The following is a 13,800-nucleotide window of genomic DNA, read 5'->3' on the forward strand; positions in this document are numbered from 1 at the left end:
CACAAATTTTATCCCTGAAAGGATGTTTCATGCACAAGGACATGAGCGAACCCCGCGCGATCTTTGACCGCCGTGAGAGCGAAGCACGTTCCTATTGCCGCGGCATGCCCGCGATCTTTGCCACTGCCAGCGGTTCCGAGCTGACCGATAAAAACGGTCGGACATGGATCGATTTCCTGGCCGGCTGTTCTTCGTTGAACTACGGCCACAACGACCCGGATATGAAGGCGGCGCTGATCGCGCATATTTCCGGCGACGGAATTGCCCACGGGCTTGACCTGCACACCGAAACCAAAGCGGATTTCCTCGCTGCGTTCGAACAGCATATCCTCGCGCCGCGCGACATGGACCACAAGGTGATGTTCACCGGGCCAACGGGGGCCAATGCCGTCGAGGCGGCGATGAAAATCGCCCGCCGTGTGACCGGACGTACAAATATCATCGCCTTCACCAACGGATTTCATGGTGTGACGACGGGCGCGCTGGCCGCGACCGGCAACGGCTATCACCGCGGTGGCGCGGGTATGGCATTGGGGGGCGTCACGCGGATGCCCTATGACGGGTATTTCGCCGGATCAACCGACACCGCCGACTTTCTCGAAGCGATGCTGGACGACAAGTCGAGCGGCATCGACGCACCCGCCGCGATTATCCTTGAGACGCTACAAGGCGAAGGCGGCCTGAACGTGGCTAGCCCGGAATGGGTCCGGCGGATCGCTGAACTGGCGAAAACGCACGGCGCGCTTTTGATCATCGACGACATCCAGGCCGGTTGCGGTCGCTGCGGTACTTTCTTCTCGTTCGAGGAAATGGGCGTGAAACCGGATATCGTGACCATGGCCAAATCGCTTTCGGGTTTTGGCTTGCCGATGGCAATGCTGCTGGTGCGCCCGGAACATGACGTGCTTGGCCCGGCCGAGCATAACGGCACCTTCCGCGGCAACACCCATGCCTTTGTAACTGCCAGGGTGGCGATCGAAAAATTCTGGTCCGATGACCGTTTCCAAAAGGAGCTGGCCGAAAAATCTGGCTTGATCCACGATGCCCTGGCAGAACTGGCCGCCATGGTACCCGGTGCGACACTCAAGGGTCGCGGCCTGATGCAGGGCGTCGATGTCGGCTCGGGCGAGCTTGCCTCTGATATCTGCGCCCGTGCTTATGAAAAAGGGCTGGTGATCGAAACCTCGGGCAACGAGGATCAGGTGGTCAAGGTACTGGCGCCACTGACGACGCCAAAGAATACCCTTCGCAAGGGGTTCAATATCCTGCTTGATGCTACGCGTGACGCGCTCAGCCAACCGGCAACGATTGCGGCGGAGTAACGGACATGATCGTAAGAGATTTGAACAAGATCCTCGACAAAGAACGTGACCGCGTGGTCTCGGATGCTCAGTGGACAAGTGCGCGGTTGCTGCTGGCCGATGACAAGATGGGATTTTCGTTCCACATCACCTTTCTTAAGGCAGGGTCCGAACACACGTTCGAATACAAGAACCACTTTGAAAGCGTCTATTGCATGCAGGGCACCGGGTCGATCACCGATCTGGCCACCGGGGAAACCCACAAGATCGTGCCAGGCGTGATGTATGCGCTGGACAAGCACGACCGCCACACCCTGCGCGCCGACGAGGAACTGGTTATGGCATGTTGCTTTAACCCGCCCGTCACCGGCACCGAGGTCCACCGCGAAGACGGCTCCTACGCGGCACCCGAGGAGGTCTGATTGACCCACACAGTCGAAAAGATCGGCGGGACATCAATGTCCCGCATCAATGAGTTGCGCGATACGCTGTTCATTGGCGAACGGCAGGAAAACGACCTGTACGGGCGTGTGTTCATCGTGTCCGCGTTCGCCGGGATCACCAACCTGCTTCTGGAACACAAGAAGTCCGGTGAGCCCGGCGTCTACGCGCTCTTTTCCAATGACGACTCCAATCACAGCTGGCACGACAAACTCGATCGCGTCGCGCAGGCAATGAAATCTGCGCACGCGGACATTCTTGGGCATCGTGGCGACATCCGGCAGGCCGACGCCTTTGTCGACGAGCGTGTGGATGGCGCCCGCAATTGCCTGATAGACTTGCAACGCCTGTGTTCTTACGGCCATTTTCGCCTGTCCGAGCACATGGGCCACACGCGCGAGTTGCTGTCCGGCCTGGGCGAGGCGCATTCCGCCTTCGTCACCACTCTGCTGCTGCAGCGCAGCGGCCTGAATGCCCGATTTGTCGATCTTTCAGGCTGGCGCGACGAAGATGTCCTGTCTCTTGACGAACGGATTCTGCAAGCGTTCGAGGACGTCAACCCGCAGACGGAAATGCCCATCGTCACAGGCTATGCCCAATGTCAGGAAGGTCTGATGGGCGAATATGACCGTGGCTATTCCGAGGTGACGTTCTCTCGTCTTGCTGCACTTACAGGTGCATCTGAAGCGATTATTCACAAGGAATTTCACCTGTCCTCGTGCGATCCGAAACTGGTCGGCCAAGCGGCAGTTAAAAAGCTGGGCCGGACCAACTATGACGTGGCTGACCAGCTTTCAAACATGGGGATGGAGGCCATCCATCCAAAAGCGGCCAAGACGCTCAGGCAGGCGGACGTGCCGCTGCGGGTCACAAATGCATTCGAGCCGGGCGATCCCGGAACGCTGATTGACGACCAGCGCGCAGAAGAGCCGGCAGCCGAGATCGTCACCGGCCTCGACATTGTGACCCTGGAAGTGTTCGAGCAGGATATGGTTGGGGTAAAGGGGTACGATTCCGCAATCCTCGACGTTCTGACGCGCCACAACGTGCGGATCGTTTCGAAAGTGTCTAACGCCAACACCATAACGCATTACCTTGATACCTCGCTAAAAGCGATGCGGCGGGTCGAAAAGGACATCGCGCGGCTTTATCCTGCGGCGGAAATTTCCACGCGCACCATGTCGATGGTGTCGGTTATCGGTCGCGATCTGGCAGGGTTGTCGGTGTTGTCGCGCGGATTGCGCGCCATTGCCGACGCCGGACACGAAGCCATCGGAGCGAGCCAGGGCCCGCGAAATGTGGATGTGCAATTTGTTGTCAACCGCGAGTCACTCGTGCCAACGATCAAAGCGTTGCATGCTGAATTGATTGAGCGCGCCCCAGCGTGCTTGTCGCGGGCCGCTTAGCTGCCATCCTAAGTCGATACTGCGGCAGGTGCCTCATATCGGATGAGTTAGCGTACGGAAAGCGATCTGAGGGCGGCGGACACGCCGCCCTTTTTTCCGTTATCAGATGCCCCCTGATTCAAACTCCTGACGGGCCGCGTTCCTCTCGCACAGGCGGACGCAGACCCGGCCACGGACAGCGCTAGAATCCCTCCACCGAATCCGGCAGGTTTTTCAGAACTGCTTTTGCAATAGGCTTTTGCCAAACATTCGGGGCGTCGCACGTTCTGTGTTCAGCACTAACAAACAGAAACAAGCTAGCGAAAAACACCTTCCTTGTCGCATCCTCCCTCGACAAGATCTGGATCTCGTGACCTAACGGCATACATGCGCCTGCCCTTGTCCTTTGTTGCTCTCTTTCTGTCAGTTATTCTGCTGCAACTGTCGTCTGGCGGGGTCGGTCCACTTGATGCACTGTCGGGGTTCGCGCTCGGCTTTAGCACGGCCGAAATTGGGATGCTCGGATCGGCCCACTTTCTGGGCTTCTTTGTCGGATGCTGGTTTGCGCCGCGCCTTATGGGGTCGGTCGGGCATGCCCGCGCCTTTGCTGCGTTCACAGCGTCGGGCGCCATCGGTCTGCTGGCACATATGCTGGTGCTTGATCCCTATGCCTGGGCGCTGATGCGTGTGGCGTCGGGCCTTTGCGTCGCGGGCTGCTACACAGTGATCGAAGCATGGCTTCAGGCCGAAGTCACAAACGAAACCCGTGGGCGAACGATGGGCAGCTACCGCGTGGCTGACATGGGGGCATCGCTGGTGGCGCAGTTATTGATCGGCGTTTTGGAACCGGCCCATTACGTCAGCTACAACCTGCTGGCGTTGCTCTGTTGTGCCGCATTGCTGCCGATGACGCTGACCACTTCGCGCCAACCCGACACACCGCAGGCACCACGTTTGCGCCCGCGTCTGGCCTGGGACCGCTCACCACTGGCGGTTGCGGGCGTCATCGTCGCGGCGCTCTCATCCGCTTCGTTCCGCATGGTCGGGCCGATCTATGGTCAGGGCGTCGGACTAAGCGGCGATCAGATCGGTTGGTTCCTCGCCGCCTTTGTTCTGGGTGGTGCTGTCTCGCAATACCCTGTCGGCTGGCTGGCGGACAAGTTTGATCGCCGCAACGTGCTGATCTGGCTGTCTGCGGCCGCAATCCTCAGCTGTACCGCAACAGCCATGCTGACCGATCTCTCAACCACCGGCATCATGATCATGGCGCTGATCTTTGGCGTCACGACCTTTCCGATCTATTCGGTCGCGGCGGCTCACGCGCATGATTTTGCCTCCAGTACTGAGCGGGTGGAACTGTCTGCGGCGCTGATGTTCTGGTACGCCGTTGGGGCCATCGCCGCACCCTATGGCGCGTCGCTGCTGATGAACGCCTACGGACCGCCGGCGCTGTTTCTGCTGATCTCGGTCGGACATGCCGGGCTTGTGGTGTTCGGTCTTGTGCGGATGCGGGCCCGCCCCGCCGTTGCCGAGCGAACCCCTTATGTCTATGCCCCGCGCACGTCGTTTCTGATCGGCCGGTTGCTGGGGCGCAGCCGTGACGGGCGTGACGACTAATATTGAGGATGGTCCGGCCTAACCCTCCATGCTAGGCTGACCGCAGCCTCATTTGCTCCGGGAACAGCCCCATGACCGACCTGACAATTGGCTCTGGCATCGTCACCGCACGGATCCTTGCCGGTCAGCAGTTGATTTCACTGTCGCTGAGCCAGTTCGGCACTCAGATCGCCGACACCAGCCTGCCCTATGATCTGGCAAGTGTGCCGACGCAACTCGCCCTCTCACCCACCGACGGCACCCCGGCATATGTTTTTGACAATCTCGTCGGCCAATATCTGAACACCCCCGAAAGCAGTATTCGCCTGACGGCGGATGGGGTGGGCGGTTTTTGGGTGATATTTGCACGCGCCTACCGCTATCTTGTCGAGGATGACCTTGATTATTTTGACCGCACCAAGGCGGTCGAGTACGTGGTCCAGCATTTCGATGCCGACTTGACGGCAGTCAGCCCTGCAGTCGCGCTGAACCCGGTGCTCGACAATCCGCCGGGCTTTCTCGCCGCAACCCTCGCGCAGATCCTGCCTGACACTGGTCTGCCGGGGACGTTTGGCGGTGACCTGGCACTGTTTTACGGAACTTCGTCATCGGGCGAATTTGACGCTCTGCCGCTCGGCTATGCCCGCGTCGATGCAACCACGGGTGAGGTTCATCAGACTGACCTTGGACTGCGCGCCGCCCCCTATGTGGTCACGCCTGTCGTCCTTGATGGGGTCCAAGTGTTGCGCCTGCGGTCTTATTTCTACGACACCACCTCTTTGTTCTATGACAACCGGTTTAGCCTGATCACCGACCATGACATCGCCACCGGGGCCGTGATCCGGGTCGTGGCCACCGGATCACCGATCGTACCGAGCACCATTGTCGGCTATATCACAGACGACCGGATCGAAGGCACCGATCAGGCCGATCTGATCGCAGGGCTGTCCGGCGATGATTCGATCCCCGGACGTGGCGGCGACGACACCATTGATGGCGGGGATGGCAACGACATGCTGGCCGGGGCGGCAGGAAACGATTCCCTTCAGGGCGGCAAGGGCGATGACGTGATCGGCGGCGGGCCGGGCGACGATACCTTGCGCGGTGGCTTCGGAAATGATGAACTTCGCGCGGGCCAGGGCAATGATCGGGTTCTGGGCGACACCGGCAACGACTCGCTTAGTGGCGGGCCCGGCAATGACACCATATTTGGCTTCCATGATGACGACGAACTGGCCGGCGGGCCGGGTGATGACATGCTTCGGGGGCAGTTCGGCGATGATCTTATGGGCGGCGGTGCGGGCAATGACACGCTGATCGGCAGCCTTGGCGACGATACCCTGTTCGCCGGTATTGGCGACGATATCCTCATGGGGGATGACGAAGGCGATTCGACGGCACGCGGCAACGATGACCTTAACGGTGGGCGCGGCAACGACACGCTCTTTGGCGGGCTTATGGATGACACGCTGAACGGCGGTTTCGGTGATGACCTCATGACCGGGGGCGATGGTTTCGACGTCTTTGTGTTCGCCCGCCTGACCAACGGGGAAACCGACATCATCACCGATTTCACCAAATTCGAGGATCGCATTTCCCTGACCGGCGTTCCCGGCCTGACCGACGATGACCGGCTCTCCGCGATCAGTGTCACAGACACGGTGACGGATGGCGTTGCTATGGCCTCCATCAGCTATGCTGGCCATACCATCCTACTTCAGGGATATATGGCGGACGACATCACAATCACCGACTTCCTGTTCGTCTGAACAGCTCTACCTGGGTCCATCTTGCGGCTCTGGTCGCTGTGGCGCGGGCATCGTCCTGCGCCAAGGCGTCAATGTCCGGGTACAAAGGGCGTCACCCTACCACTGGCAACGCCGCGCAACATCGGCTAAAGCACTGGAAAACAACCCCACGGGGACGATATCATGGCGCGCCACCTCATCACTTCTGCGATTCCCTATATCAATGGAATCAAACATCTCGGCAATCTGGTCGGCAGCCAACTGCCCGCCGACCTGTTTGCCCGCTACCAGCGTGCCCGCGGCAACGAGGTGCTGTTTCTCTGCGCCACCGATGAACACGGCACCCCGGCCGAACTCGCCGCCGCCAAGGTCGGCAAACCGGTGGCTGAGTACTGCGCCGAAATGCACGCCGTCCAGGCCGAAATCGCCAAGGGGTTTGGCCTCAGCTTTGACCATTTCGGCCGGTCCTCGTCGCCGCAGAACCACACGCTGACACAGCATTTCGCCGGTCGGCTTGCCGATGCGGATCTGATCCGCGAAGTCAGCGAAAAACAGGTCTACAGCCATGCCGACAAACGCTTTCTTCCCGACCGTTATATTGAGGGCACCTGCCCCAACTGCGGCTACGACAAGGCGCGGGGAGATCAATGCGAAAACTGCACCAAGCAGCTCGACCCGACCGACCTGATTGACCCACGCTCTGCAATCTCGGGGTCCACCGACCTTGAGGTGCGCGAGACCAAACACCTATTCCTGCGCCAATCTCAGATGCGCGACAGGCTCAACGCCTGGATCGACAGCAAGGGGGACTGGCCGATCCTCACCACGTCAATCGCGCGCAAATGGCTGAACGATGGCGACGGGTTGCGCGACCGTGGCATCACCCGGGACCTCGACTGGGGTATTCCCGTGCGCAAGGGCACCGAGGACTGGCCGGGCATGGAAGGCAAGGTGTTTTACGTCTGGTTCGACGCCCCCATCGAATACATCGCCTGCGCCAAGGAATGGACCGACGCGGCGGGCGCGCCTGATGCCGACTGGGAACGCTGGTGGCGCACGGATCGCGGCGCGGCAGATGTGCGCTATACCCAATTCATGGGCAAGGACAACGTGCCGTTTCACACCCTTAGTTTTCCGGCAACGATCATGGGCGCGGCCGAGGACTGGAAACTGGTCGACTACATCAAGTCGTTCAACTACCTGAATTACGATGGCGGCCAGTTCTCGACGTCGCAGGGTCGCGGCGTGTTCATGGATCAGGCGCTGTCGATCCTGCCAGCCGATTACTGGCGCTGGTGGCTGCTGTCTCACGCCCCGGAATCCGCCGATTCAGAATTTACATGGGATAACTTCCAGACCTCGGTGAACAAAGATCTGGCCGATGTACTGGGTAACTTTGCCTCGCGCGTGACGAAATTCTGCCGCTCAAAATTCAGCGAAGCCGTGCCCGCCGGCGGCAGCATGACCGACCGCGAAGCAACCCTGATCAACGACTTGCAGACCCGCCTGACCGAATATCAGACGCAGATGGACGCGATCGAGGTGCGCAAGGCCGCGGGCACGCTGCGCGCGATTTGGGTGCTGGGCAACGAATACCTTCAGGACGTCGCCCCCTGGACCACGATCAAGACCGACCCGGCGCAGGCCGAGATGCAGACCAGATTGGGTCTGAACTTGATCCGTCTTTATGCCATTCTGTCGTCGCCGTTCATCCCCAATGCCAGCGCCGAACTTCTGGCGGCACTTGACGCAACGCAGGACGATTGGCCCGACGATATCGCCACCGCCCTGACAGCCCTGCCCGCTGGCCATGCCTTTACGGTACCCGAAGTGACCTTCCGCAAAATCACCGACGAAGAACGGACTGACTGGCAAGCACGCTTTTCAGGCATCCGAAGCTAGGACGTCGGCCGATCTTTCAGGCCGGTGCCACGCGGCATCGCCTGGTTCTTTTGAATGAATCCCGGCTGGTGAATGTCGCTTGCAACCGGCTCGGGACGCACCCCCATCTACCGAAACGGGATCTCGTCGGTGACATTGTCCCGGCGTGACCGAAACCTATACCCCCAACCAACACCATCGGTCGCTTATGCCCACCACAGCAGCAACCTGGACGCCGCCAAAAACTTTGATCCATTCGATGGAAAGCAGGGCGTTTCGCCCAAATCAAGGCACCCCTTCCAACTTCTTCTCTTCTCAAATACGCAAAATTCAACCCTGTCCGCCCGCGCGGCGCCGGTAGATGACACTACTTTTCGGTAAACTTCAGCTCAATTCGCCTGTTCTGCGCCCGCGCCTCATCCGTATCTGCAGGGTTCACCGGCTGGTATTGGCCAAAACCGTTGGCCGCCAGCCGGTTCGGCGGAATCCCCAGAAAGTCAATCATGTAGCGCACAACGGACAGCGCGCGCGCCTGACTCAGCTCCCAATTGTCGGCGAATTCGCCAAAGCCCGAAAGCGGCACGTTGTCGGTATGCCCATCCACCCGGATAACCCAATCAATGCCCGCTGGGATGTCATCCGCCACCGACCGCAAAATCCCGGCGACCTTGGCCACTTCACCCTGACCGGCTCTGGACAGCGATGCAGATCCCGGCTGGAATAGCACTTCGGATGAAAACACGAATCGGTCGCCCTCGATCCGCACACCATCCTGCGCCCCCAGAACGTCGCGCAGACGACCAAAGAATTCCGACCGGTAGCGCTCAAGATCCTGCGTCTGCGCCTCAAGACGCTTGCGTTCCGCTTCTTCCAGTTGTCGACGCCGCCGCTCTTCCGCCGCGACCCGGGCCAGCGCGGTGTTCAGTTCTGAACCAAGGTTCTGCACCTGCACCTGCGACTCGGCATCGCTGGCGCGCGCCTCGTTCAGCAACCCCCGAAGCGCAGACAATTGCTGGCGCAATGCCGCAACCTGCTGGTTCAGCAATTCGGTTTGCTTTTGTGCCTCGCTGGCGCGGGCGTTCTCTTCGCCAAGTTCGGTCTGCGCCGCCTGCAACAGCGCCGCACGGGTTTCAGCCTGGGTCAGCGCATCGGCAGCGCGGCTCTGCGCCGCCTCCTGTGCGGCCAAAGCCGCCGTCAGCCGTTCACGTGTCTCAGCAACTGAGGCTTCAGCCGCCATTCGCGCCGCCAGCGCCGCGGCCAGCCGTTCCTCCAACGACTGCTGGTCATCCCCCTGTTCGGCCGCAATCGATTCGGCCCGCACCAAACGCGCGCGCAGATCATCGATCAGTGCCCGCTGGCTGGCCGCAGACGACTGACCGTCCTCTAGCTGCGTTGTCAGAGACTCGTTCTGCGCGCGCAGCGCCTCGGTCTCTTGGATTCGGACAAGCGCGGCGGTCAGTTGCGCCTGAAGACTGCTCAGTTCCGTTCGTACGCCCTGCGCCTCGCTCAGCGCCTGTTCGGCGTCAGCCCGCGCCCGTCGCTCTGTGCTCAGATCCTGCTCCAGCCCGGCAATCACACCGGCGCTGTCGCTCTGCGCCACCTCAGCGGCGTCTAGCTGCGCCGCCACCGCGTCGAGTCGTGTGCGCAACTCCTGCGCCTGCTCCCGACCCTCTAGCAGCGCGGCCGCCAGTCGGGCATTCAGATCCTCTTCGGCCGAACGTGACGCCGCCAGCAGGGTCAGCGTCTCTTCGGCGCGGGCGCGCTGTTCCTCGAGCGCCATGGTCATAACCGTGAGTTCGGTATCGGCCGTTTCCAACCGCGCACGCAGCGCCGCTGCTGCTTCGGCCTCGGCCAGCCGTTGCGCCTCTTCATCAGAAAGCGCTGCGGCCAGATCATCGACCCGTGCGCTCAGTGTCCCGACCTGATCGGTGACGTCCGCATTGCGGACGCGCAGATCCGCAACCAGCGCCTCCATCGCCTCGCGCCGAGCTGCGGCCAGACGCGCCGCTTCGGCCTGGGCATCGACCTCTTGCCGCGCCGACGCCAGCGCAAGGCTCAGCGCGTCCTGCTCACTCAGTAATTCTGACTGCGCTGTCTCAAGATCCGCCACCTGCGCACGCGCCGTGTCGCGGTCGATCAAAAGGCCCGCGACCTGATCCTCAAACGACGCGATGCGGGCATCCGCCGCGTCAAGTGCCGCCGCCTGACGGTCGCGGGTCGCCGTCAGGGACGAAATGATGGATTGCTGTTCGGCCAGCCGCTGCGCACTGTCATCCAACGTCGCGGTCAGCGCCCCCAACCGGGTTTCCAACGCCTGATTGCGCCGCTGCTGTAGCCCCAGCGCCTGTGCCAGCGCCGAAATCTCGGACGACAGAGAGTTCAGCTCGGTTTCTTGGCCGCTGATCGTCTCGCGCAGGACAAACTGCACCACCATAAAAATGGTCAGCACGAACATCAGCACCAGCAGCAGGCCGGTCATTGCGTCCACGAATCCCGGCCAGATCGAGGCCGGGACACGCCCGCTGCCGCGCCGGGACAACGCCATGGCTTAGCCCTCTCCGCCGGGCTTTACGACCTTGGGCCGACCCGGGCGCGGGTTTGGCGACAGTGGTGCGCCCGTCGCCTGACGCCCCACCTGACCCATGACCCGGCTCAGAGCCGTCAGGTCAGTGCGCAACTCGGCCATGCTTTCCTGTCGCCCCGCGCTCATTTCTTCGAGGATACGCAACATCTGCACGTCGATCGACCGCAAGCGCATCCGGCTTTCCGCGTCCAGCCCCTCAGAAGCCTCTTTGCGCGACAGCACGTCGATCAACCGCTCTTGCCCATCAGCGATCCGTGCCAGCGCAGTGGAACTGGGCGCCGTCGCCTCAAGCCGCTCGGTCATCCGCTCGACCGCATCAGCGAGTTGCCCCAGCCGCCCCTCGATCTCGACGCGGCCCTCTTCGCCACGGGCAAAGATCAGTTGCAGCGTTTCCATCTGGTCAGCCATCGCGTCCAGCGCCACGCCGGTCGCACCCATTTCGCCGGAACCCTCACCCTCCCCACTGGAAAATCCAAGCCGGGTGATCGAGCTGAGCCATTCCTCAAGCTCGCGGTAGAACCGGTTCTGGCCATGCCCCGCGAACAGTTCCAGCAACCCGACGATCAGCGATCCGGTCAGGCCCAGCAAAGATGAGGCAAAGGCCACCCCCATACCGCCCAACTGGTCCTGCAATCCCTCCATCAATCGTGAGAAGACCTCGGTCCCGGATTCGCCATCCTGCGGCGCAAGGCTGCGTATGGTATCCACCAGCGCTGGCACGGTGGTGGCCAGGCCATAAAACGTCCCCAGAAGGCCAAGGAAAATCAACAGACTGACGATATAGCGCGTAATCTCGCGCGCCTCGTCAATGCGTTCAGCCACGGAATCCAGGATCGACCGGGTCGAGGTGGTGGTGATCTGCATCCGCTTGCCACGTGTGCGTAGTAGCGTCGCCAGCGGTGCCAGCAGCGGCGGTGCCTTGGCTCCGGCCTCTCGCTCCTGAACAAAGCTCTCGATCCAGCGGACCGAGATGATCATCTGCACGACCTGCCAGAAACAGGCAATCACGCCCAACAGGAACACAAAAAAGATAAAGCCGTTCAGATAGGGGTTCGCTTCGAACACCGGCAGCACCCGCGGCAGCGCCACCACAGCGCCCACGGAACACAGCACCAGAACCGCCACCATGAGCAGGACCTGACGGACGGGTTGACTAAAATGCGGCTCGCCCTTGCGGCCTGGCTGATCCATATGGGGACCGCTCCTGACACTGGAATTACACGGTTTTTCAGGCCCGACCCTAGAGCCTATCCAAAGTCAAGCCAAGCGGTTAAGCGCGCAACGCCTCGACGCGACCAGTCAACCATTGCAGTTCTGCATCCGGAATGCCCAACTCGGTCAGATGACGGGCCGTATTGAACAGATATTCAGCATTCGGCCCGCGCCCACCCGCGGCATTTGCTATGATCTGCGCCTGCTCTTCGAGCGGCAGGCCACCACAGTACTGCACATGGTCCGCGTCAATCACATAGGTCACCGCCTGCACAGTGCGTTTGTCCGATAGTTCTATGTCCAATATCCGCTCCAGATAGGCCGATGAGATCAATTCGCGTTCGCGCAGATAGTCCAGCGTCTGCGCCTCGGTCCCCTCGATCACGCGCAGCGCAAGCCCGTCGCAGAACGCATCCGGTGCCTCATCCAGCGCCAGTACAAGGCCCGGAACAGCCACAGTGCCGCGATGGTGGATCGAACGCATGCAGAAACTGCGTGAATATCGCGGCAGTCGTGCCGCGACCTGCTCGGCCACCCCAAAGCCGGGGTTCCACAGCAGCGATCCATATCCGAATACCCAAAGCGTCATCATTCTGGTCCTTCGTTCCTGATCGCTGTAAACACCATCCGGACAGGTATCAAAAGGGCCCACACGATGAAACGGCTTGCAATTGCGATCATTCTCGCAGGGCTCGGCTGGTCCCTGTGGTGGTTTTGGGCGGCTCACGCCCTGCGCGGCGAAACGATTGCATGGTTCGACGCACGCAGAGATGCGGGATGGCAGGCAACCTATGACGATCTGGTGGTGCGCGGGTTTCCCAACCGGCTCGACACCACGCTCAGCGGCCTCACTTTGGGGGATCCACAGCGCGATACGCTGTGGCAGGCACCATTCTTTCAGATCCTGCAACTCAGCTACACACCTGACCACCTGATTGCGGTCTGGCCCGAAAGCCAGACCCTGACGCTGGACGGTGAAAGCTATGGCATCAGCGGCGACGGACTGCGGGCCAGCATGGTTCGCGACAGTGACGACATCCTGCTGCGCGTAAATGCCGAGGCGCAGACACTCAACATCTCCAGCGCTTCCGGTGCTGTGGCGGTTGCCGGCCTTAACGCCGCGCTCCATGTTATCGAAGACCGGCAAAATACCTACCGCTTGTCGCTTGTCACCGACGCCGTGGCGCGTTCGCAATCCGCGCTCGCGCCGCTGACCGGCGACAATCTGGATGTGCTGCGGGCCAACGCCATTGTGACCTTTGACCGCCCCTGGATCAGCGGATCGCTGCCGGCATCCCGACCGCAACCGACCCGGATCGACCTTACTCTGGTCGAATACCGGGTCGGCACGCTTGAGGTCAAGCTCGCCGGCAAGGTTGAATTGGACGATCAGGGCGCGATGACCGGCAAGCTGACCTTTAAGGCGGTGAACTGGCGCGACCTGCTGGACCTTGCCCGCGACGGCGGCCCGATTTCCGACAGCCTTGCCTCCACACTAGAGCAAGGCCTGTCGCTGATGGCCGGCCTGAGCGGCAATGCAAAGACACTGGACCTGCCGCTGACCCTGAAAGACGGGCAAATGTCGCTGGGACTGATACCGCTGGGTCAGGCACCGCGAATCCGCCTGCCCTAAAGCAGAGCCACGCGTCGGG

Annotated in this window: 10 protein-coding genes; 7 read left to right on the forward strand and 3 right to left on the reverse strand. The window is 61.2% G+C overall.

The genetic code is table 11. From position 1 onward, the window contains the following. The first annotated feature begins 29 nt into the window (after window positions 1-29). The 6 genes from ectB (at window position 30) to metG (ending at window position 8,373) form a co-directional block, all read left to right on the forward strand. Entirely contained in the window at window positions 30-1,322 is a 1,293-nt protein-coding gene (gene ectB / locus IMCC21224_RS18280; protein ID WP_047996569.1) for a diaminobutyrate--2-oxoglutarate transaminase, read from the forward strand. 5 nt (window positions 1,323-1,327) lie between these two features. Continuing rightward, window positions 1,328-1,723: an ectoine synthase gene (locus IMCC21224_RS18285; protein WP_047996570.1), complete on the forward strand. Its 396-nt coding sequence runs from the start codon at window positions 1,328-1,330 to the stop codon at window positions 1,721-1,723. Then, on the forward strand, window positions 1,724-3,148 hold the full coding sequence (locus tag IMCC21224_RS18290) for an aspartate kinase (RefSeq protein WP_047996571.1): 1,425 nt from the start codon (window positions 1,724-1,726) through the stop codon (window positions 3,146-3,148). It abuts the gene before it with no gap. A gap of 366 nt (window positions 3,149-3,514) precedes the next feature. Then, window positions 3,515-4,744, forward strand: coding sequence for an MFS transporter (locus tag IMCC21224_RS18300; protein WP_047996573.1), 1,230 nt, complete (start codon window positions 3,515-3,517; stop codon window positions 4,742-4,744). 71 nt (window positions 4,745-4,815) lie between these two features. Beyond that, window positions 4,816-6,492 (forward strand): calcium-binding protein, encoded by a 1,677-nt coding sequence (locus IMCC21224_RS26660; protein WP_053079037.1) that lies wholly within the window; start codon window positions 4,816-4,818, stop codon window positions 6,490-6,492. Between the two features lie 162 nt (window positions 6,493-6,654). After that, the gene (gene metG / locus IMCC21224_RS18310; RefSeq protein ID WP_047996574.1) at window positions 6,655-8,373 is read left to right on the forward strand and encodes a methionine--tRNA ligase; all 1,719 of its coding nucleotides are present in this window, start codon (window positions 6,655-6,657) and stop codon (window positions 8,371-8,373) included. Window positions 8,374-8,719: 346 nt separating this feature from the next. Here the strand turns inward: metG and IMCC21224_RS18315 are convergent, their stop codons facing one another. The 3 genes from IMCC21224_RS18315 to IMCC21224_RS18325 form a co-directional block, all read right to left on the reverse strand. Next, window positions 8,720-10,897 (reverse strand): peptidoglycan -binding protein, encoded by a 2,178-nt coding sequence (locus tag IMCC21224_RS18315; RefSeq protein ID WP_047996575.1) that lies wholly within the window; start codon window positions 10,895-10,897, stop codon window positions 8,720-8,722. A gap of 3 nt (window positions 10,898-10,900) precedes the next feature. Next, entirely contained in the window at window positions 10,901-12,127 is a 1,227-nt protein-coding gene (locus IMCC21224_RS18320) for a biopolymer transporter ExbB (RefSeq protein ID WP_047996576.1), read from the reverse strand. Window positions 12,128-12,206: 79 nt separating this feature from the next. After that, on the reverse strand, window positions 12,207-12,737 hold the full coding sequence (locus IMCC21224_RS18325; RefSeq protein ID WP_047996577.1) for a gamma-glutamylcyclotransferase: 531 nt from the start codon (window positions 12,735-12,737) through the stop codon (window positions 12,207-12,209). 66 nt (window positions 12,738-12,803) lie between these two features. Here IMCC21224_RS18325 and IMCC21224_RS18330 point away from each other — a divergent pair, with 66 nt between their 5' ends. Then, the gene (locus tag IMCC21224_RS18330; protein ID WP_047996578.1) at window positions 12,804-13,781 is read left to right on the forward strand and encodes a DUF2125 domain-containing protein; all 978 of its coding nucleotides are present in this window, start codon (window positions 12,804-12,806) and stop codon (window positions 13,779-13,781) included. The last annotated feature ends 19 nt before the right edge of the window (window positions 13,782-13,800 follow it).

The sequence above is a fragment of the Puniceibacterium sp. IMCC21224 genome (assembly GCF_001038505.1).
Taxonomy (GTDB): domain Bacteria; phylum Pseudomonadota; class Alphaproteobacteria; order Rhodobacterales; family Rhodobacteraceae; genus Puniceibacterium.